This is a genomic window from Thalassococcus arenae, from assembly GCF_019104745.1.
GTDB classification, from domain to species: domain Bacteria; phylum Pseudomonadota; class Alphaproteobacteria; order Rhodobacterales; family Rhodobacteraceae; genus Thalassococcus_B; species Thalassococcus_B arenae.
Genome location: NZ_JAHRWL010000002.1, coordinates 92092 through 112554, shown reverse-complemented (window position 1 = coordinate 112554; position 20463 = coordinate 92092). Strand labels below are relative to the sequence as shown.

23 protein-coding genes are annotated in these 20463 nt (G+C 65.3%); 5 read left to right on the top strand and 18 right to left on the bottom strand.

The window, feature by feature from the left end; translation table 11 throughout:
• Positions 1–5: 5 nt before the first annotated feature.
• The 3 genes from KUH32_RS11920 to KUH32_RS11910 all read right to left on the bottom strand — a co-directional run bounded on the left by KUH32_RS11920 (position 6) and on the right by KUH32_RS11910 (position 4108).
• Positions 6–950, bottom strand: coding sequence for an HlyD family secretion protein (locus tag KUH32_RS11920; protein WP_217778661.1), 945 nt, complete (start codon positions 948–950; stop codon positions 6–8).
• Positions 951–1074: 124 nt separating this feature from the next.
• Entirely contained in the window at positions 1075–3213 is a 2139-nt protein-coding gene (scpA, locus tag KUH32_RS11915; RefSeq protein WP_217778659.1) for a methylmalonyl-CoA mutase, read from the bottom strand.
• The gene (locus KUH32_RS11910; protein WP_217778657.1) at positions 3176–4108 is read right to left on the bottom strand and encodes a hypothetical protein; all 933 of its coding nucleotides are present in this window, start codon (positions 4106–4108) and stop codon (positions 3176–3178) included. Before KUH32_RS11910 ends, scpA begins: the two co-directional genes overlap by 38 nt.
• Positions 4109–4247: 139 nt before the next feature.
• Between KUH32_RS11910 and KUH32_RS11905 the strand changes: the two genes are divergently transcribed.
• Positions 4248–4778 carry a DUF4174 domain-containing protein gene (locus tag KUH32_RS11905; protein ID WP_217778655.1) on the top strand — a complete coding sequence of 177 codons (531 nt, stop codon included), beginning with the start codon at positions 4248–4250 and terminating at the stop codon, positions 4776–4778.
• A gap of 36 nt (positions 4779–4814) precedes the next feature.
• Here the strand turns inward: KUH32_RS11905 and KUH32_RS11900 are convergent, their stop codons facing one another.
• From KUH32_RS11900 to KUH32_RS11860, 9 genes are all read right to left on the bottom strand, one after another.
• A complete protein-coding gene (locus KUH32_RS11900) occupies positions 4815–6815 on the bottom strand; it encodes an acetyl-CoA carboxylase biotin carboxylase subunit (protein WP_217778653.1) in 2001 nt (666 codons plus the stop codon).
• A gap of 119 nt (positions 6816–6934) precedes the next feature.
• A complete protein-coding gene (locus KUH32_RS11895) occupies positions 6935–7141 on the bottom strand; it encodes a hypothetical protein (RefSeq protein ID WP_217778651.1) in 207 nt (68 codons plus the stop codon).
• Between the two features lie 334 nt (positions 7142–7475).
• Positions 7476–7835: a hypothetical protein gene (locus tag KUH32_RS11890; RefSeq protein ID WP_217778649.1), complete on the bottom strand. Its 360-nt coding sequence runs from the start codon at positions 7833–7835 to the stop codon at positions 7476–7478.
• Positions 7836–7904: 69 nt separating this feature from the next.
• The gene (locus KUH32_RS11885) at positions 7905–8159 is read right to left on the bottom strand and encodes a hypothetical protein (protein WP_217778646.1); all 255 of its coding nucleotides are present in this window, start codon (positions 8157–8159) and stop codon (positions 7905–7907) included.
• Positions 8160–8315: 156 nt separating this feature from the next.
• Positions 8316–8459 carry a hypothetical protein gene (locus KUH32_RS11880; RefSeq protein WP_217778644.1) on the bottom strand — a complete coding sequence of 48 codons (144 nt, stop codon included), beginning with the start codon at positions 8457–8459 and terminating at the stop codon, positions 8316–8318.
• 214 nt (positions 8460–8673) lie between these two features.
• Positions 8674–9132 carry a DUF6497 family protein gene (locus KUH32_RS11875; RefSeq protein WP_284438339.1) on the bottom strand — a complete coding sequence of 153 codons (459 nt, stop codon included), beginning with the start codon at positions 9130–9132 and terminating at the stop codon, positions 8674–8676.
• A complete protein-coding gene (locus KUH32_RS11870; protein ID WP_217778640.1) occupies positions 9129–9467 on the bottom strand; it encodes a hypothetical protein in 339 nt (112 codons plus the stop codon). The genes KUH32_RS11875 and KUH32_RS11870 overlap by 4 nt, the downstream gene beginning before the upstream one ends.
• A complete protein-coding gene (locus KUH32_RS11865; RefSeq protein WP_217778638.1) occupies positions 9464–9865 on the bottom strand; it encodes a cupin domain-containing protein in 402 nt (133 codons plus the stop codon). The genes KUH32_RS11870 and KUH32_RS11865 overlap by 4 nt, the downstream gene beginning before the upstream one ends.
• 33 nt (positions 9866–9898) lie before the next feature.
• A complete protein-coding gene (locus tag KUH32_RS11860; RefSeq protein WP_217778636.1) occupies positions 9899–11431 on the bottom strand; it encodes an acyl-CoA carboxylase subunit beta in 1533 nt (510 codons plus the stop codon).
• Between the two features lie 175 nt (positions 11432–11606).
• Here KUH32_RS11860 and KUH32_RS11855 point away from each other — a divergent pair, with 175 nt between their 5' ends.
• Complete coding sequence (locus tag KUH32_RS11855; protein WP_217778635.1) at positions 11607–12833, top strand: multidrug effflux MFS transporter; 1227 nt, start codon at positions 11607–11609, stop codon at positions 12831–12833.
• A gap of 44 nt (positions 12834–12877) precedes the next feature.
• Positions 12878–14272: a helix-turn-helix domain-containing protein gene (locus KUH32_RS11850; protein ID WP_217778634.1), complete on the top strand. Its 1395-nt coding sequence runs from the start codon at positions 12878–12880 to the stop codon at positions 14270–14272.
• Here the strand turns inward: KUH32_RS11850 and KUH32_RS11845 are convergent.
• The 5 genes from KUH32_RS11845 to KUH32_RS11825 all read right to left on the bottom strand — a co-directional run bounded on the left by KUH32_RS11845 (position 14257) and on the right by KUH32_RS11825 (position 18183).
• Positions 14257–14871, bottom strand: a complete 615-nt coding sequence (locus KUH32_RS11845; protein WP_217779803.1) for an N-acetylmuramoyl-L-alanine amidase — start codon at positions 14869–14871, stop codon at positions 14257–14259. The genes KUH32_RS11850 and KUH32_RS11845 overlap by 16 nt on opposite strands.
• Positions 14872–14943: 72 nt before the next feature.
• Entirely contained in the window at positions 14944–15681 is a 738-nt protein-coding gene (locus KUH32_RS11840; RefSeq protein WP_348541113.1) for a hypothetical protein, read from the bottom strand.
• Between the two features lie 32 nt (positions 15682–15713).
• Positions 15714–17201 carry an Asp-tRNA(Asn)/Glu-tRNA(Gln) amidotransferase subunit GatA gene (gene gatA, locus KUH32_RS11835; protein WP_217778630.1) on the bottom strand — a complete coding sequence of 496 codons (1488 nt, stop codon included), beginning with the start codon at positions 17199–17201 and terminating at the stop codon, positions 15714–15716.
• The gene (gene gatC / locus KUH32_RS11830; RefSeq protein WP_217778629.1) at positions 17201–17488 is read right to left on the bottom strand and encodes an Asp-tRNA(Asn)/Glu-tRNA(Gln) amidotransferase subunit GatC; all 288 of its coding nucleotides are present in this window, start codon (positions 17486–17488) and stop codon (positions 17201–17203) included. The genes gatA and gatC overlap by 1 nt, the downstream gene beginning before the upstream one ends.
• Positions 17489–17520: 32 nt before the next feature.
• Entirely contained in the window at positions 17521–18183 is a 663-nt protein-coding gene (locus KUH32_RS11825; RefSeq protein ID WP_217778627.1) for a ceramidase domain-containing protein, read from the bottom strand.
• Positions 18184–18301: 118 nt separating this feature from the next.
• Here KUH32_RS11825 and KUH32_RS11820 point away from each other — a divergent pair, with 118 nt between their 5' ends.
• The gene (locus KUH32_RS11820) at positions 18302–19000 is read left to right on the top strand and encodes a metal-dependent hydrolase (protein ID WP_217778625.1); all 699 of its coding nucleotides are present in this window, start codon (positions 18302–18304) and stop codon (positions 18998–19000) included.
• Here the strand turns inward: KUH32_RS11820 and KUH32_RS11815 are convergent.
• Positions 18997–19143: a hypothetical protein gene (locus KUH32_RS11815; protein ID WP_217778623.1), complete on the bottom strand. Its 147-nt coding sequence runs from the start codon at positions 19141–19143 to the stop codon at positions 18997–18999. The two genes, KUH32_RS11820 and KUH32_RS11815, sit on opposite strands and share 4 nt — an antisense overlap.
• A 274-nt stretch (positions 19144–19417) precedes the next feature.
• Between KUH32_RS11815 and KUH32_RS11810 the strand changes: the two genes are divergently transcribed.
• A complete protein-coding gene (locus KUH32_RS11810) occupies positions 19418–20422 on the top strand; it encodes a hypothetical protein (protein WP_217778621.1) in 1005 nt (334 codons plus the stop codon).
• Positions 20423–20463 lie beyond the last annotated feature (41 nt).

Below are 20463 nucleotides of genomic sequence, written 5' to 3'. Positions count from 1 at the left end.
TCCGCTCAGCCCGCGCTGGCCGATGCGGCCTCGACTTCGACCGCCTCGTTCAGGAAAAGCGCGGGGGCGCAGGTCGGGTCCACTTCTATCGTCGCCTTGACGTATTGGGTTTCCAGATCTGCCTCGGTCCCGATCTGGATGACCGTGCCGTCGCAATCCGGCCCGGTGACCCGATGCAGGACGACCGGCGCTCCGATAGCCAGTCCATCGGGAGTGGACGGCGCGACGGTGCCGATCAGGACGTGGATATCGACGACCTTGCGATGCGGCGCGTAGATCTGCGCGGCAAGCTGGCCTTCCTGAACGCAATCGCCGACCTTGGCCTCGAACCCGAGCAATACGCCGTCGAACGGCGCGACCACGCTCAGATTGGCGTGGTTGATCTCGGCCGATTGCCGTTCCAGCCGGCCGATGTCGCGGGCGATCTCGGCGCGGCTGACCGCCGATACCGCGCTGTCGATCGCTTCCTTGGCGCGCTCGGCGGCGAATTCTGCGTCCATCACCCGCCGTTCCACCGCTTCCAGCGTCGTTTCGTTGATCAGACCGCGGCGGAACAAGGTGTTGTTGCGCTCGAATTCCTTGGCGACAAAGGCCAGTTCCTGTTGGCGCCTGCGGTCGTCGGCCCGTGCGGCGCGCAGCGCCAGGATGCGTTCCTCGACCGCCGCATCGAGGTCGAGAAGCCGCGCCGCGGCCGTTTGCAGCGACAGCGCCGATTGCCGGTCGTTCAGCCGTACCAGAACCTGTCCGGCGCGCGCGGTCGGATCGCGGTCGATATCCTGTGCCACCTCGGTGATGCAGCCCCGGGCCTCGTAGGACAGGCCGTGGATGTCGCTGGCGCGCACGGTTCCCAGGAACACCTCCGATATGCGGTCATCCTGCGCCGCCATCGGTGCGCTTAACGCGGTGCACAGGATTGCCGCGGCGAAAAAGGCGTGTCGCGCTGTGGTCATCGGCAACTCTCCCCGACCTTGCGCATCAAGAGTGCCGCCAAAGCGACACCGGAACCAGCCTTATCTGCAATCGGCGCAAGGGCCGGCCCTGCGGCCGGTCCTTGCAAGACCGGATTTCACCGGGTCAGGCCGCCTTTGAGCGCGCCTTGCGGATCAGCCGCAGGATGTCCTGCGCCGCTTCGGGAATGTTGGTGCCGGGTCCAAAGATCGCCTTGACCCCGGCCTTGTAGAGAAAATCGTAATCCTGCTGCGGAATGACCCCGCCGCAGATCACCAGGATATCGCCTGCGCCCTGGGCCTTGAGCGCTTCGACCAGTTGCGGCGCCAGCGTCTTGTGGCCCGCTGCCTGGCTGGAAATCCCGATCACGTGCACATCGTTGTCGACCGCATCCTGCGCGGCTTCTTCGGGCGTCTGGAACAGCGGACCGACATCCACGTCAAAGCCGATATCGGCAAAGGCGGTGGCGATCACCTTGGCGCCGCGATCATGACCGTCCTGGCCCATCTTGACCACCAACATGCGCGGGCGACGGCCCTCTTCCTCGGCAAAGGTCTCGACATCGCGCTGGATCGCGGCAAAGCCTTCGTCGCCTTCATAGGCTGCGCCGTAGACGCCCGCCAAAGTCTTGACCTCGGCGCGGTGGCGGCCGAACACCTTTTCCATTGCCATGCTGATCTCTCCCACGCTGGCGCGCGCCCGGGCCGCTTCGACGGCGGCTTCGAGCAGGTTGCCGCCCTCGGCGGCGCGGCGGCTGAGTTCGCTCAGCGCGTTCTGGCAGGCGGTTTCGTCGCGGTCCGCCCGCATCTTTTCAAGGCGGGCGATCTGCGCTTCGCGCACCTTGGCGTTGTCGATGTCCAGGATGTCCAGCGGTTCTTCCTTGGACAGGCGATACTTGTTGACCCCCACGATCACGTCTTCGCCGCGATCGATCAGCGCCTGGCGGGTGGCGGCGGTTTCCTCGATCCGCAGCTTGGGCATGCCGCTGGCCACGGCCTTGGTCATGCCGCCCATCTCGTCGACCTCCTCGATCAGCTTCCAGGCCTCGTCGGCCAGCTGCGCGGTCAGGCTTTCGACATAGTAGGAGCCCGCCAGCGGATCGACCACCTTGGTCACGCCGGTTTCCTCCTGCAGCACCAACTGGGTGTTGCGCGCGATGCGGGCGCTGAACTCGGTGGGCAGCGCGATCGCCTCGTCGAGCGCATTGGTGTGCAGCGATTGCGTGCCGCCCAGAACCGCGCTCATCGCCTCGTAGGCGGTGCGGATGACGTTGTTGTATGGGTCCTGCTCGGCCAGCGACACGCCCGATGTCTGGCAATGGGTGCGCAGCATCTTCGAGCGGTCCTTCTTGGCCCCCAGATCGGTCATGATCCGGTGCCACAGAAGACGGGCCGCGCGCAGCTTGGCCACCTCCATGAAGAAGTTCTTGCCGATGGCGAAGAAGAACGACAACCGCCCGGCAAAGGCATCGACATCCATGCCGCGAGCCATCGCCGTCTTCACGTATTCCTTGCCGTCGGCCAGCGTATAGGCCAGTTCCTGCACCAGGTTCGCGCCGGCTTCTTGCATGTGGTAGCCGCTGATCGAGATCGAGTTGAATTTCGGCATCTCGGCACTGGTGTATTCGATGATATCGGCGATGATCCGCATCGACGGCTCGGGCGGATAGACATAGGTGTTCCGCACCATGAATTCCTTGAGGATGTCGTTCTGGATCGTGCCCGACAGCGCGGCGCGGTCGACGCCCTGTTCCTCGCCGGTGACGATGAAGTTCGCCATGACCGGGATCACCGCGCCGTTCATCGTCATCGATACGCTGACCTGGTCCAGCGGGATGCCGTCGAACAGGATCTTCATGTCCTCGACGCTGTCGATGGCGACGCCGGCCTTGCCCACATCGCCCACCACGCGGGGGTGGTCGCTGTCATAGCCGCGATGGGTGGCCAGGTCGAAGGCGACAGAAACCCCCTGCTGCCCGGCGGCCAGCGCCTTGCGGTAGAAGGCGTTCGATTCCTCGGCTGTCGAAAACCCGGCATATTGCCGGATGGTCCAGGGCCGTCCGGCATACATCGTGGCCTTGACCCCGCGCGTGAACGGGGCGAACCCCGGCAGGCTGCCCATATGCGGCAGGGCGGCGGTGTCTTCGGCGGTGTAGACCGGCTTGACCGGGATGCCTTCGAGCGTGTTCCAGGTCAGGTCGTCAACCGACCGGCCGCGCAGTTCTGTCTCAGCGCGTTGGCGCCAATCGTCGGGCGTTTTGGTCATCCTCTTGTCCTCTCGTCGTCGCCCCGGCGGCCCGGTTCAGCCGGATCCTGTCGGGGGTTGCTTCCTCGGTCAGTGTGGCCAGTCCATCGGCGCCGGCACGCAGCCAGAACAGATCGTCGGCATAGGTTTCGCGCAGCGCGGCGCGCTGGTCGAAGTCGAAGGGCTGAAAACGTCCGTCGCCCTGAGGCAACAGCGACGGATCGGCCCCACGATCCGCAAGCAGTCCGCGCAACTCCGGCAGTCCCGGCGCGCGGTTCAGCCAGAAATCGCCCCCCGCCTCGGGCAGGTAGAGCGCACCGGTCAGACGTTGCAGAAGGGCATCGGGATGCGAGCCGAACCGTTCGTAGGGCGTGATCACGATCTCTGTCTCCGGACAGGCGCAGGCCAGATCGGACACCACGTGTCGCCATCCGCGCGTCTGCCTTGCCATGCGCATCAGTGCGGCACTGTCGGGTAACGGCCCTCCCCGCGGGACCATGTAGGCGATGGCAGAGGGCCACCAGGTTTCCGGCGACCGGATCTGCAGAACGATCCGGCGCACCGGACCGAAGGCGGCATGCACCCGTGCCATGCGTTCGCCGATATCCGGGTAAAGCTGCCCGCTGCGCAGATTGGCGCGGACCGAACCGATCAGGTTTTCCTCGGACACGACAAGAACCGCGGCGCCCTTGCGTGCCGTCGCGTCGAGGTTCAGACGAACCCGCCCCGCCGCCCGCCGCGCCGATTTCGGCGAAACCGGCCGCCCGGTCAGCCCGTGCAACATGCCGCCACGCGTGCGCCAAGGCCCCCAGAACCCGATCCCCAGATTGTCCAGCCTGGCACGATGCGCCCGCAGATAGGCCTGGAACGAACTGGACGCGCAGCGATGCGCCCCGACATGCAGAAGAATATCCATGACGCGCCGCGCCCCCGGTGATGCAAAGTCGCGCCATCATCGGTTTCGTCCCGTCACGATGCGGTTAAAGGTAAAATTTTCCCGGTCATCGCATCGGCTTGACTGTGCAGCCCGCCGATCCGAGCCTATATCTTGTATAATGTGGAACCCTATCGCCCTGACCCTGTTGGCGCTTGCGCCGCTCCTGCCCACCCAATTGGCGGCGCAGGACACCGTTGCCGCCGCCGGAGCGGCACCGCTCGAGACGGCCGAAGAGATCGCCGAGACCGCTCCGTCGCCGGACGATCCGGCCGAAACGATGATTCGCCCGGCTGGCGATGTCACGCTGGCCGAATACCAGTGGATCAAGCGCCCGGTCATCGTTTTCGCCGACAGCCCGGCCGATCCGCGCTTTGTCCAGCAGATGCAATTCATCTCGGACCGTCTTGATGCGCTGGCCGAACGCGATGTCGTCGTCATAACGGACACCGATCCCGCTTCGCGCAGCGAGGTGCGGCAGAAATTGCGGCCTCGCGGTTTCATGCTGGTGGTGATGGCCAAGGACGGCACCATCGTGATCCGCAAGCCCGCGCCCTGGGACGTGCGCGAGATCAGCCGGTCGATCGACAAGCTGCCGCTGCGCCAGCAGGAAATCCGCGATCGCCGCGCGACCGGAGACACGCTGCAATAACGTCGGGGATATGCGGGTTGCGCGATCACGCGGGCCTCACTCGAACTCCATGATGACGTCGTCCACCGCCAGGCTGTCGCCCGGCCCGGCATTGATCTTGGACACCACGCCCTTGCGTTCGGCGCGCAGGATGTTTTCCATCTTCATCGCCTCGACGGTGCACAAGGCCTGGCCTTCCTGCACCTCCTGGCCTTCCTCGACGTTGATCTTCACGATCAGGCCGGGCATCGGACAGAGCAGCATCTTGGAGGTGTCGGGCGGCAGCTTTTCCGGCATCATTCGCGCCAGTTCCGCCTGGCGGGGCGTGCGCACATGCACCTTCAGATCGGCGCCGCGGGTGCGGATGCGGAAACCGCCCGACACCTTGCCGACCTTCATCACCAGCGGGCCGCCGTCGACCCTCATCCGCGCCAGCGCATCGCCCGGCGTCCAGTTGCCCTCGACCCGGTGCACCGTGCCGTCCTCGAACGTCACCGTGGATCCGCCGTGATCCGCCGCGATCACCATGTCAAAGCTCGCGTTCTGCAGCGCCACGTTCCAGGCCTCGCCGACATGGCGTTCGTGGTTGTCCAGCGTGCCCGAGATGCGCGCGCGCCGGATTTCCGCCACCCGGTTCATCGCGGCGCAGGCTGCCGCGACCCTGCGCAGCGCCGGTTCGTCCAGCGTCACGCCCTCGAACCCGTCGGGATATTCCTCGGCGATGAAGGCGGTGGTCATGTCGCCGCTGATGAACTTGGGATGATCCATCACCGCCGACAGGAAGGGCAGGTTGTGGCCGATCCCTTCGACCTCGAAACTGTCCAGCGCGTTGCGCATCACCTCGATCGCGCCCTCGCGGGTGGGCGCCCAGGTGCACAGCTTGGCGATCATCGGGTCGTAATACATGCTGATCTCGCCGCCCTCGTAGACGCCGGTATCGTTGCGCACAACGCCGCCGCCCATCTCGCCCTCGGCCGGCGGGCGATACCGGGTCAGTCGCCCGATCGAGGGCAGGAACCCGCGATAAGGGTCTTCGGCGTAAAGCCGGTTTTCGATGGCCCAGCCGTTGATCTTGAGATCGCTTTGCTGGAACGGCAGCTTTTCGCCGCTGGCCACCCGGATCATCTGTTCCACGAGGTCGACGCCGGTGATCAGTTCGGTGACCGGGTGTTCCACCTGCAGGCGGGTGTTCATCTCGAGGAAATAGAAATTCTTGTCGCCGTCGACGATGAATTCCACCGTCCCGGCGCTGGCGTAGTTCACCGCCTTGGCCAGCGCGACGGCCTGTTCGCCCATCGCCTTGCGCGTCGCCTCGTCCAGAAACGGCGACGGCGCCTCCTCGACGACCTTCTGGTTGCGGCGCTGGATCGAGCATTCGCGTTCGTGCAGGTAGACGCCGTTGCCATGACTGTCGCACAGCACCTGGATTTCGATGTGGCGCGGCTGCGTCACGAATTTCTCGATGAAGATGCGGTCGTCGCCAAAGGAACTGGCCGCCTCGTTCTTGGAACTCTGGAAGCCTTCGCGCGCCTCCTCGTCGTTCCAGGCGATGCGCATGCCCTTGCCGCCGCCCCCGGCGGACGCCTTGATCATCACCGGATAGCCGATGTCGTTCGAGATCTTCACCGCCTCGTCGGCATCCCCGATCAGGCCCATGTAGCCCGGCACCGTGCTGACCTTGGCCTCCTGCGCGATCTTCTTCGAGGTGATCTTGTCGCCCATCGCTTCGATGGCGCCCTTGGGCGGGCCGATGAAGGCAACCCCGGCTGCCTCGAGCGCTTCGGCGAATTTCGGGTTTTCCGACAGGAAGCCGTAGCCGGGATGCACGGCCTGCGCACCGGTCGCCTTGATCGCCTCCATGACCTTGTCGATCACGATATAGGACTGGTTCGCCGGAGGGGGACCGATATGCACCGCCTCGTCGGCCATCTGCACATGCAGCGCCTGACGGTCCGCATCGGAATAGACCGCCACCGTCTTGATGCCCATCTTGCGGGCCGTCTTGATGACCCGGCAGGCGATCTCGCCCCGGTTGGCAATCAGGATCTTCTCAAACATCTCTGTCCCTTTCGTGGTCTTCTCTGGCCGCTCGCGGCAGCAGCGAGCGCGCATGAAAAGACCCGCCGGGGGCAGTGCCCCGGCGGGTCGCAGTCTGGAAACGGTCCGGTGCGCCGCGCTTAGCGGCAGCGGCTGGGATATTGCTGGCAATAGGCGAGGTTGGCCGCGGCGCCCACGGCCGCGCCGGTGATGATATTGCCATCGGTGATGACGGCCGCGCCGGCCCCTGCGCCGCCGCCATACAGCAGCTGTTCGCCGACCGTGTCGCCGCAAGCGGCCAATAGTGCCAGTGCCAGTACGGCGCATGCCGTTCGGATGGGTGCCATGGTTCTGCCTCCTTGGTTGCGGGATAGGTCCCTCGCAGCCATTCGGCAGAAATCACCGCGCAGTTCCAGAGTTTTCGGAACCCGACAGCACGATCGGCAAGTCTTTGCCCAGAAACGGTATTATTGGTCGGACGAAAAAAAACGGGCGGCCGGTTTGGGGACTTACCGGTCCGCCCGTCAGGGGAAGGGTCACGGTGATCGGACCGCGCAGAAGTTGCGCGGATCACTCGCACATCCCAACCCTGACGATGGCATTCCGCTACGGCAACAACGGATTTGCAAACCCTTCCGCGATCGGCTTTTTCCCGCGCAAATTGTGTTGGCATCGGCAGATTCATGCTGACGCGCCTCCCTCGAACGCTTCGGGAAAGGCGGCACGGGCCGCGGCTTCGTCGATGATCAGGCGGGCTTCGTAATCCTGCGGATCGAACGGGTCGTCATAAGGCAGGACTTCGCGGCCGAACAGCCAGCTGAGCCGCCCGGCATCGAGGTTGCGGCGCTCGAAGGGTTCCGGGCCGAAATGCGTCCACAACGCAGCCAGGAACGCGACATCCGCCTTGCGATCAGGGGTGCGGCGGTCGCGATAGCGTTCGCGTCGGGTGATCGGCGTGGCGCCCTTGGGATTGGCGCGTCGAATGACGAACTGGAAATCGGTTCCGGGCAGACGTCCGGGAAATCCGCGATGCTTCAACATGGCGCGCCCCCGCTGACGAAGGCGCGATTCATGGCGTTGGTCGCGTCGAACCCGAAAACGGGTTGCGGTTTATCCGCGAGCCGGTCCCTGATTTCGTCCCGGATCCCGGTCGCCGTCCTCGCCGTTTTGGCCGGACCTGTCAGGCTCTCTTTGCGGCACAGGCACACATACCAGGTTGTCGAACACGTAGTTGTCGGGACATTCGGCATCGCCGAACTTGTCGTAAACCGGCTGCACCGTGACCGGTTCCGGCGGCGGCGCGGCGCAGGCGGCAAGCCCGATGAGGCACGCGTATATGGCGCTGTTTCTGACGATGGTTTGCATGGTATCCCCCTCTTGAAATCGACCGTGCGGACACCCCGCACGGTGCACCCTTCACAGTTACTCAAGCCGGGATTTGCCCCTTGATCGCGATCAAGGCCCAATTGCCTGGGACTGGCACAAAGCGGGACGGGCGCGGGCGCCCGTCCCGATAAAGCGTTACTTGTACTTGCCGGTGTAGGCCGGCTCGGTGCTGATCGGCTCCGGGTCGACCACAACGAATTCTTCTTCCTGCTGCTTGCCGCAGGCTGCGACGCCGACGACGAGACCCAGAATGGCCAGCAACTTGATGCTCTTGGACATCTCTTACTCCTGTCAAATTCAACGAAACCGGCAACGCCTTTCGGCCCTGCCCGTCCCGGTTTCGAGGTAACGATTGCTTGGGTGCAACCAAGGCGAACCATAGCGTCAAGCCGGGCGAAAAGATATCCGGATCGCGGTGTGCGGTTTTTCTGTGACGGGAAAGCCTCAAATACTTGTCCACATGAGAAGCGACCCGCAACATATTGTGTAAGCATCAAAAAGCCTCCCAGATGCAGAGGTCGTTCTCGATGCTGAAGCTTTCGAAAAACTGCGTGATATCGGGGTTCGCTGCGCCGAATTCCGCCGGTTCGGACATGAGCGTGACGACGATCCGCTGCGGTGCAGGGTCGGCCGAGGCGAGTTGCGGCAAGGCGTCCCCGCGGCAAAGGATTTCCATGTCGGCCGCCACCGATTCGTAGTCCAGATCGTCCAGCGCGATACCAGGCGCCACATAGCGGGCGCGATACACCGCCGGGCCGGCCTCTTCGTCGCGAAACAGGTCGTGCAGCGTCACGTCCAGCCCGGACGTCAAGGCGGGGGTGTCGGCCCAAGCCGTTGATCCCAATAGAAAGAAAAGTAAAACGAGGCAGCTCCGACCCGTTGCCGGTCCTCCCGCCGGAGCTGCCTTAAGCCGGAGCGCACCCCGGTGTGTTCTTTCGCGCCGGTAACTCATGGCGCAACCCTTGCCCATCGCGCCCAGCGGGAACGCCGGACGCTGTTTTCGAGCAGGTCCCGGATACGATCGGCCGCGTCGCCCGGAGCGCGCATGCAGCGTCCTCCGGCCCGGACCGCCAGACCGGTTTCCGTGACGGTGATGTCTATCACGGGCGAAAAGCCGCGCAAGTCCCTTAATGCGCGCCACAAATCCTGGCGAATCTGCCGGGCGAGCCGGCCCGGATCGAGCACGGGGAACTGCGCTTCGGCCACTACGTCGAATCGCGGCGGCCAGTGGCGCGCCACCGTGAAGCGCCCGCTCTCGCGGCGCAGATGCCAGCCGTTCCGGCTCATTGCGGCGCCTCTTCGTCATGCGTGGCGAAATCCGCAGGGCTGGTGATCTCGATCAGTTCCATGTCATCGGAATGGCGCACCTCCCGGTGCCTGATCCCGGGCGGTTGCAGTACGCAGGATCCGGCGCGCAGCACGTGTTCGCCCTGCCCTTCATATTCGAAGACCACCCAGCCGTTGGTGACATAGACCATCTGGAAATCCAGGTCATGGCTGTGCCAGGCGCCGGGGCTTTCCATCCCCGGCACGGCGCGGATCACATGCGCGCCGAATTTGCCCTGCGTCGCCTCGGCGATGCCAAGCCGGCGATATTCGAAGAACGCCCGCAGCCCCTGCCCGACGAACTTGCCGTCATCGGCATGGGCGATGGTGAAGGCCTGGTTTTTCCAGAGTCCGGTCATGGCATGTCCCCCAGGACCACGCGCCGCGGCGCGTCACAGCGGAATGTTGTCGTGCTTCTTCCACGGGTTCGTCACGCGCTTGCCCCGCAACGCAGCGAAGGCCCGCGCCACGCGGCGGCGGGTCGAGCGCGGCTGGATCACCTCGTCGATAAAGCCGCGCTCGGCGGCGACGAAGGGATTGGCGAAGCGCGTCTCGTATTGCGCGGTATGGGCGGCGATCTTCTCGGGATCGTCCAGATCGGCGCGGTGGATGATCTCGGTCGCACCCTTGGCGCCCATCACCGCGATTTCCGAGGTCGGCCAGGCATAGTTCACATCCGCCCGCAGATGCTTGGACGCCATCACCACATAGGCGCCGCCGTAAGCCTTGCGGGTGATCACCGTCACCTTGGGCACCGTCGCCTCGCCATAGGCGAACAGAAGCTTGGCGCCGTGCTTGATGACGCCGCGGTATTCCTGTCCGGTCCCCGGCAGAAAGCCCGGCACGTCAACCAGCGTCAGGATCGGGATCTCGAAAGCATCGCAGAAGCGAACGAAGCGTGCCGCCTTGCGTGCGCTGTCGATGTCCAGAACGCCCGCCAGCACCAGCGGCTGGTTCGCCACCACGCCGACGGTCTGCCCCTCGAGCCGGATGAAACCGGTGACGATGTTCTTGGCGAAATCCTCCTGGATCTCGTAGAAATCGCCCTCGTCGGCAATCTTGAGGATCAGTTCCTTCATGTCGTAGGGCATGTTGGGGTTGTCGGGCACCAGCGTGTCGAGGCTGGGCTCCACCCGGTTCACATCGTCGAAGAACGGCCGGACGGGCGGCTTTTCGCGATTGTTCAGCGGCAGGAAATCCACAAGCCGCCGCACCTCGGCCAGCGCCTCGACATCGTTCTCGAAGGCACCGTCGGCGACCGAGGATTTCTTGGTATGCGTGGACGCCCCGCCCAGTTCCTCGGCAGTGACCTGTTCGTTCGTCACCGTCTTGACCACGTCGGGCCCGGTCACGAACATGTACGAGCTGTCCTTGACCATGAAGATGAAGTCGGTCATCGCCGGGCTGTAGACCGCGCCGCCCGCGCAGGGCCCCATGATCAGGCTGATCTGCGGCACCACGCCCGAGGCCATGATGTTGCGCTGGAACACCTCGCCGTAGCCGGCCAGCGAATCCACGCCCTCCTGGATGCGCGCGCCGCCCGAATCGTTCAGCCCGATCACCGGCGCACCGTTCTGCATCGCCATGTCCATGATCTTGCAGATCTTCTGGGCATGGGTGGCGCTGACCGACCCGCCGAGGACGGTGAAGTCCTGACTGAAGACATAGACCATGCGGCCATTGATCGTGCCCCAGCCGGTGACGACGCCGTCGCCGGCGGGGCGGTTCTTGTCCATGCCGAAATCGGTGCAGCGGTGCGACACGAACATGTCGAATTCCTCGAAACTGCCCTCGTCCAGCAGCAGTTCGATCCGTTCGCGCGCGGTCAGTTTGCCCTTGCCGTGCTGCGCGTCGACGCGGTTCTCTCCGCCGCCCAGACGCGCCCGTTCGCGCCGCGATTCCAGTTCGTGAAGGATATCTTTCATGGCCGCCCCTTTCGCTATGGCGCGGACCATACAGCGGCACCGGATTGCCTCAAGCGGAAATCGGCAAATTTGCAAATTTGGCAAAGCGTTGGATTGGAAAAACGCAAAATTGCAAAACTGCCCAAGCTGACCCAACCCATGGACAAACCCGCCGCGGCAGCCTACCGATCTAGGCATGCACGACACAGTCAAGGTCCGTTTTCTGGACCGCGCGACCCCGCCGCATATCGCCACCCTGATCCTTCTGGCCGGTCTGTCCGCGCTGGCGATGAACATATTCCTGCCCAGCCTGCCGGGCATGACCGCCTATTTCGACACCGAATACCGCCTGATGCAGCTGTCGGTAGCGCTCTATCTCGCCGTCAATGCGGCCTTGCAGATCGTGATCGGCCCGATCTCGGACAAACTGGGGCGGCGGCCGGTGATCCTGGCGGGCATCGTGCTGTTTCTGCTGGCGACGCTGGGCTGCATCTTCGCCCCCGACGCCACCACCTTCCTGATCTTCCGCATGGGCCAGGCCATCATCGTCACCGGCATGGTGCTGAGCCGCGCGGTGGTGCGCGACATGGTCCCGCAGGACCAGGCGGCATCGATGATCGGCTATGTCACGATGGGCATGGCGGTGGTGCCGATGGTCGGGCCATTCTTCGGCGGCATTCTTGACGGGCTGTTCGGCTGGCAGGCGAATTTCTGGGCGCTTTTCGTGCTGGGCGCGATGCTGTTGTGGTTGACATGGCGCGATCTGGGGGAAACCGCCACCGCGTCGGGCCTCAGCCTGGGACGACAGTTCCGGCAATATCCCGAACTCTTCCTGTCGCCACGGTTCTGGGGCTACGCCCTGGCCTGCGCCTTCGCGTCGGGCACGTTCTTTGCCTATCTGGGCGGCGCGCCTTTCGTCGGCTCCGAGATTTTCGGGCTGAACCCGGCCGAACTGGGCTTTTTCTTCGGCGCCCCGGCGGTCGGCTATTTCCTGGGCAATTGGGTGTCGGGCAAGTATTCGGCCCGGTTCGGCGTCAACCGGATGGTTCTGGTCGGAGCCTCGATCAACGCCGCGGGTGTCGCCCTGTCCATGGCGGTCTTCGCGATGGGACACGGTTCGGTCCTGAGCTTTTTCGGCTTCATGTGCTTCGTGGGTCTGGGCAACGGCATGACGATTCCCAACGCGACCGCGGGCATGCTATCGGTGCGCCCGCACCTGGCGGGCACCGCATCGGGCCTGGGCGGCGCGATCATGATCGGCGGCGGCGCGGCGCTGTCTGCTTTGGCGGGCGCATTGCTGGCCCCGGGCACCGGCGCCTGGCCATTGTTGTGGATCATGTTCCTGTCGGCGGTGCTGGGCGTCGTGGCGATTTTGCTGGTCATCGCCCGGGCGCGGCAATTGGCCGGACTGGACGACGCCTAGATGATTTGCAAATCTGCGCCGACATAGCGCAAAGGTGCAAAGACATGGCGGCCACCAAACTCTATGCCGGGGCAAAACTGCGCGATCTGCGCACCCGGCTGGGCCTGACGCAAAAGGATTTCGCCGCAAAGCTGGGGGTTTCGCTGCCCTATCTCAACCAGATGGAAAACAACAACCGCCCGGTTTCGACCACGGTGGTCCTGGCCTTGGCGCAGGAATTCGGGTTCGACGTCACCGAATTGGGCCAGGGCGACAGCGAACGGCTGGTGACCGACATGCGCGAGGCGCTGGCCGACCCGGTCTTTACCGAGACGCCGCCGCTGGCCGACCTGCGCTTGTCGGCGGCCAACGCGCCCGCGCTTGCGCGCGCCTTCCTCGAACTGCACCGCGCCTACCGCCAGACCCATGAACGGCTTGCCTCGCTGGACGAAGCCCTGGGACGCGAAGGGGCGCAGCTGCAACCCAGCCCCTGGGAAGAGGTGCGCGATTTCTTCCACTATTGCGACAACTACATCGATGCCGTCGACCGCGCGGCCGAACATTTTGCCCAGGGCCTGAGCGGCGCCGACATCCGCAGCGCCGTCACCGCTCGCCTGCGCGACCAGGGGATCGGTATCCGGCTGGAGCGAGACGCGCCGTTGCGCCGCTTTGACACCGAAACCAGGTCCTTGACGCTGTCCGCGCTGTCGCCGCCCGAAACACAAAGCTTTCAGATGCTCGTGCAGGTCGCGCTGCTGAACCAGGACGCGCTGCTGGATGCGACGCTCGATCTGGCACGGTTCCAATCCGACGCCGCCCGCGCCATCGCCAAGCTGGGCCTGGCCAACTACTTCGCCGGGGCGGCTATGATGCCCTATGGCACCTTCCTGGCCGCCGCGCGCGAGACGCGGCACGACCTGGAATTGCTGGCCGCAAGGTTCGGCGCGTCGATCGAACAGGTCTCGCACCGGCTGTCGACATTGCAACGCCCCGGCGCCAAGGGCATCCCGTTCTTCTTCGCCCGCGTCGACCAGGCCGGCACGATCACCAAGCGGCATTCCGCGACCCGGCTGCAATTCGCGCGCTTCGGCGGCGCCTGCCCGCTGTGGAACGTGCACCGCGCCTTCGAGACACCGGGCCGGTTCCTGCGCCAGCTGGCCGAAACCCCGGACGGTGCACGCTATATCCTGCTGGCCCGCGACGTGTCGAAATCCGGCGGCCATTTCGGCGCCCCGGTGCGGCGCTTTGCGATGGCGCTTGGTTGCGAAGTGCGACACGCGCAATCGGTCGTATACGCCGACGGCATGGATCTGGGCCGCGACGGCGCGTTCGAACCCATCGGCATTTCCTGCCGGATCTGCGAACGCACCGCCTGTCACCAGCGCTCGGTCCCGCCGCTGGAACGGCGCCTGACGATCAGGCCCAACAGCCGCGGCGTCCTGCCCTACGAGGTCGACTGATCCGCCCGGCAGGGAAAGCGCGCGGCAAGATCGGCCATCAGCGCCCGGTCGGTCGCGTCCAGCGGCCCCGTGGCCCACGGTCGAAAGCGCATCCGGAACGCAGCCAGCAGCGCGTCACGGCGGTCTGCATCGAAGCGATAGCCGAACCGCGCGGCATCGGCGTGGAAATCGCCCGGCTCCGCCATCTCGGGCCAGACCGCCAACCCCGCGCGCGCCAGCCTGCGCCAGTCGAAGCGCGGGCCGGGATCGATCTTGCGCCCCAGGGCCGTGTCGGAATGGCCGACCACCCGTTCCGGCGCGATCGACCATCGCGACAGGATGCCCGCCAGCAAAGTCTCGAGCGCGGACATCTGCGGCTCGGCGAAGGGGTGAAAGCCGGTATTGGCGATTTCGATCCCGACGGAATGCGAATTGACATCCTCGACCGCACCCCAGGCGCCTGCCCCGGCATGCCAGGCGCGCGCCGCCTCGTCGACCAGCTGCCAGACCTGCCCGGTCTCACCGATGACGTAATGGGCCGACACCTCGGCCTGCTTGTCGCACAGCCAGTCGCGCGCTTCTTCGGCGCTCGCCATGGCTGTGTAGTGCAGCACCACCATGTCCGGCGTCACGCCGCCGCGCCGCTCGCCGCAATTCGGCGACGGATGCCAGCACGCGCTGTCGGACAAGACTCAGCCGCCGCGAACGGCCCGGAACGGCCGCGGGTTCCAGCCGCAGGCGAACCCGTCGCCGTCGGGGTCCATCCCCATACGGTCGCGTTCCGGCCCGCCCTGTGCCAGGAATTCCTCTTGCGCCAGGTCGTCCGAGGCGAAACCCGCGCAAGCGCGTTCGAACTTGGCCTGCGCATTGAAGCTCGATCGCCGATAAAGCGGCGTTCCCACGGGGTTGTTCGTCCGCAGGGCGTATTCGACGATGTTGGGCCGTTCCGTCCCGGCCCGGGTCGGCAGGTCGGTCGGTGTGATCAACTGGTACTGCGCGCGGTTGCGGGCGATCAGGGCCGCGTCATCCTCGATGTCGCGCTGCGCCGAGACCGCGTCGAAATTGTTCTCGTTCGAGATGCCCGCCGCATTGGTCACCACCTGCGGCGCCGGGTTCGACGGCGACGCGTCGACCGGCGCCACTCCGGAATTGTTCTGCGCATCGAGCGCGCGCGCCGCTGCTTCGGCAACGGTTTCGCTGCGGCCCGCATCCACCGGCGTGGACTGCACCGCCGTCGTCTGGACATCCGAAGGTGGGCGGACCGTCGTGACCGAACGGTTGCCGATCAGCGCCTCTTCGCGGCGGGCCTGGTATTCGGCGTAGTTTCCGAACCCCACACCGGCGCCGGGGTTGGGGGCTGCACTGTTCGGCACGGCCGGTTCGCAACCGGCCAGCGCAAGGGCGGCGACGCCAAGGAGATAGAACCGCATCATCTGTCCTGCCTTTGTCTTTTCCGGCGCGTCTACCACCATTTCGCGGGCTTTTCCACAAAGCCCGCAGCGCGTTCCAGCGCGTAAGCGGTATTCAGCAGATCGCCTTCCTCCCACGGACGGCCGATCAGTTGCAGACCCAGCGGCAGCCCCTGACGGTCCAGTCCGGCGGGTACCGAGATACCCGGCAAGCCCGCCAGGTTCACCGTGACCGTGAAGACGTCGTTGAGATACATCTGTACCGGATCGGCATCCGCCATCTCGCCCAGGCCAAAGGCCGCGGACGGCGTGGCCGGGGTCAGGATCGCGTCGACACCATCGGCGAAAGCCTGTTCGAAATCGCGCTTGATCAACGTGCGCACCTTGCGGGCGCGGTTGTAATAGGCGTCGTAAAAGCCCGCCGACAGCACGTAGGTACCGACCATCACGCGGCGCTGCACCTCGGCGCCGAACCCTTCGGCGCGGGTCTTTTCATACATCTCGGTGATGCCGTCGCCCTGGGACAGCCTGGCGCGGTGGCCGTAGCGCACGCCGTCATAGCGCGCCAGGTTCGACGAGGCCTCGGCAGGCGCGATCACGTAATAGGCGGGCAGCGCGTATTTGGTGTGCGGCAGGCTGATATCGACGATCTTGGCGCCGGCATCCTGCATCATCTCGCGCCCCTTGGCCCACAGCGCCTCGATTTCTTCGGGCATGCCGTCCATCCGGTATTCGCGCGGAATGCCGATGGTCTTTCCGCGGATATCCCCGGTCAGCATCGCCTCGAAATCGGGAACGGGGATGTCGGCACTGGTGGAATCCTTGGGGTCGTGCCCGCACATCGCCTGCAACACGATGGCCGCGTCGCGCACGTCCTTGGCCATCGGCCCGGCCTGGTCCAGAGACGAGGCAAAGGCGACGATGCCCCACCGCGAACAGCGCCCGTAGGTCGGCTTGATCCCGGTGATGCCGACAAAGGCGGCGGGCTGGCGGATCGACCCGCCGGTATCGGTCCCGGTCGCCGCAAGGCACAGATCGGCGGCCACGGCGCTGGCCGAGCCACCCGACGACCCGCCCGGCGTCAGCGCCGTTTCGTCATTGCCGCGCCGCCAGGGATTCACCGCGTTGCCGTAGCACGAGGTCTCGTTGCTCGACCCCATGGCGAACTCGTCCATGTTGAGCTTGCCCAGCATGACGGCGCCCGCATCGAACAATTGGGTGGTGACGGTGGATTCGTATTCCGGCCGAAAGCCCTGCAGGATGCGGCTGGCGGCCTGGCTGGGCACGCCCCTGGTGCAGAACAGGTCCTTGATTCCCATCGGAATGCCACACATCGCCGGCGCATCGCCCGCCTTGATCCGCGCATCGGCCGCCCGCGCCTGATCCAGCGCCAGATCGGGCGTGTGGTGGACAAAGGCGCCAAGCGCGCCGGCGCCGTCGATGGCCTTGAGACACGCCTCGGTCAGTTCGACCGAGGTCACGTCGCCTGCGCGCAGCGCATCGCGCGCCTCGGCTACCTTCATCGCGTTCAGTTCCGTCATCACTCGACCACCTTCGGCACCGCAAAGAACCCCTCGCGCGCATCCGGCGCGTTCGACAGAACCTTGGCCTGCTGGTCGCCGTCCGTGACCCCATCCTGCCGGCGCTTCAGCCGCATCGGCGTCACCGACACCATCGGCTCGACGCCGTCGATATCGACTTCGTTCAATTGCTCGATGAAGTCGAGGATGTTGCTGAATTCCTGCGCCAAGCCGGGCAGCGCGTCGTCTTCTACCTTGATGCGGGCCAGCTTGGCCACGCGGGCGGCTGTCTCGATGTCGATCGACATGGGGGCCTCGTGTCTCAGATCACCCGCTGCCTCTAGCGCGCAGCGCGCCCGCCTGCAAGGACGTGTCGGCGCCAGACCTCGATCATCCAGCCCAACATAAGCGCGTTCAGGCAATGCCACAGGAAATGCGTGCCAAGCGGGAAAGCGTCGCAAAGCGGCAAGTCGATCGTGCGCGCGGTCAGCGAAGCCGCAAGAATGGCGGACCCGATCAGCAGGCCGCGACCCGTGTCCGGTGCCCGACGCTGCAGGAAAACGCCGTAGCCCGAGATCAGCAGCAGCACCGGCACGTAACCCGCCGTCCCGCCCAGCCAGTCGAGCGGCGCCAGCAGCGCGCCCACGCCCGCGGCATAGGGGAAATAGCCCACCATCCCCAAAGCGGCCGCCCAGACCGGCCAGCCCAGGAAATCCCGATTGGCGGCGAAGAGATAGACCAGGATGAACAGCAGGATCGGGATGACGTCTGCCGCCGCTGCCCAGCGGGTCGCCAGGGTATGGAACAGGAAAGACCCCACCCCGATCGCCGCCAGGATCGCCACCAGCACCCAGCCGGTGACCAGGCCGCTGCCGCGCAGGCGGCGCGCCATCACCAGCGCGGCCAGCAGAAAGGCCGCGTTGGTCACGGCGTTGACCGGTTCGGCCCAAAAGGCGAACCCCATCCTTTCACAATAATTGTCGACCTGGCTCGACCAATCCATGCTTCTTCTCTTTCGAAAATACGCCTTGCACGGCCCGCCCCGCCGCCGCGCCGATGCCACCTAGCGCGCCGCCGCCGCCATGCTAGTCTGGGAACGGCAACGCAAGGGGAGATGCGCGATGAAGATCATCTGGTTGGGACACGGGTCCTTCCGCTACGAAATCGGCGACCAGGTTCTGCTGGTCGATCCCTGGCTGACCGGCAATCCCATGCTGCCCGAGGAAGACCACGCGGCGGCCATCGCGGGCGCCACGCAGATCCTTGTCACCCACGGCCATTTCGACCACACCGCCGATATCGTCGACATTTCCAAGAAAACCGGTGCTCCGGTGACTGCGATCTACGAACTCGCGGCGATCCTGAAAGGCCGGGGCGCGGTCGAAGGTCACGGCATCAACAAGGGCGGCACCGTGGCTTTCGGCAACGTGACCGCCACGATGGTGCCCGCCTCGCATTCCTCGTCTATCCAGGCGGGTGACCGCGCGGTCTATGCCGGAATGGAGGTCGGCTTCATGATCGCGGGTGAAGGTCATACGTTATATCATTCCGGCGATACCGCGATCATGGCCGACATGGACTGGATGGGCGCCTATTTCACGCCCGATATCGGCGTGTTGTCGGCGGGCGGCTATTTCACCATGGACATGAAACAGGCGGCTTGGGCGGCGCGGCGTTATTTCGACTTCAAGACGGTGATCCCCTGCCACTACCGGACCTTTCCGCTGCTCGAACAATCCGCCGAAATGCTGGTCGCCGGCCTGCCCGGCGTCGAGGTGATCGAACCGCAGGTGATGACCCCAGTCGAAATCCGGGCCTAGGGCGACCGGATGGCGGTGCGCTCGAAACCGGCGCTGTCGGCGGTCGGGTCGTCACGGGTGATCGTCACGGGCTCCGACGCCACCGATCCGGGCGCAAATGCCGGATAGGGCAAGCGGCCGTCGGGCGTGATCGCGTTGGACAAGGCGTTGTCCTCGCGGCCCGCAGGTACGGGCCGGCCCGGCAAGGGCCACCGTTCGCCGCGCAACCCAGCCGCACCGTCCCGCAGCGCCAGACCAGCCAGTGCGTGGCGTTCGGCAGGTGCGCTCGCAGCACCACCCGGTTGTCGCCCGTCCCGGTCAGGATCGGGGGAATTCCGGCATCGCGCTGGCCATTTCTTCCGTTCGCCGCGCATCGCGTCTTTTGGCGCCGCCGGCGACCGCCTATAGTGGCGGCGGAAATACAGGGGCCAGGGCAGTATGGCACGAAAAAAGGCGGCGCCGGAAACCGTCAACATCGTCATCGTCGGGCAATCGGGACGCCTGCAATACGAGGCGCTGCTGTTCGCCGCCTCGCTGCGCGACACCACGCCGGGCGACCGGTTCCGCCTGTTCGTGGCCGAACCGCAGCCCGGCGCGCTGTGGGACAACGACCCGCGCATTCGCGACGAAGACACCCTTGCCCTGCTGGACGACCTGGGTGCAACGATCCTGCCCTTCGAAAGCGTTCATTTCGGCAAGGCCTATCCCTATGGCAACAAGATCGAGGCGCTGCTGGCGCTGCCCAAGGGCCAGCCGTTCATCTTTTTCGACACCGACACGCTGGTCACCGGCGATCTGAACACGGTGCCGTTCGATTTCGCCCGCCCAACGGCATCGATGCGGCGCGAAGGCACCTGGCCCACGATCGAGCTTTACGGCCCCGGCTACACCCAGACCTGGAAGGCGCTGTACGACCGGTTCGGGCTGGAATTCGAAACCTCGCTCGACCCGTCCTGGCCCGACGAATACTGGCAGCGCTATCTCTATTTCAACGCCGGGTTCTTCTTTTACGAATGCCCGCATGTCTTCGGCCGCCGTTTCCTCGACTATGCCTTGTCGATCCGAGACGATCCGGTGTCCGAGCTTGTCTGCCAGAGCCTCGACCCCTGGCTCGACCAGGTGGCGCTGCCGCTGGTGATCCATTCGCTGGGCGGGGGTCGCGATACGCTGCCGGCGGGGCTGATCGACGGCGACATCACCTGCCATTACCGCGTGCTGCCCCTGCTCTACGCACGCGAGGATCAACGCGTTGTCGAAACGCTGGAACGGGTCACCGCGCCGAACAGGATCAAGAAGGTGCTCAAGCAATACGAACCGTTCAAGCGGATGATCTACCAGGGCCGCGGCCACAAGGTGCGGGCGCTGTTCGACCGCAACGACCTGCCCGGCCGCGAACAGGCGATCCGCAACAAGATCAAGCGCGAAGGCTTCTGGATGCGCTGAGCCGTCTGGGCCGACTCGGGGCACCGTGATATCGTCGCGAC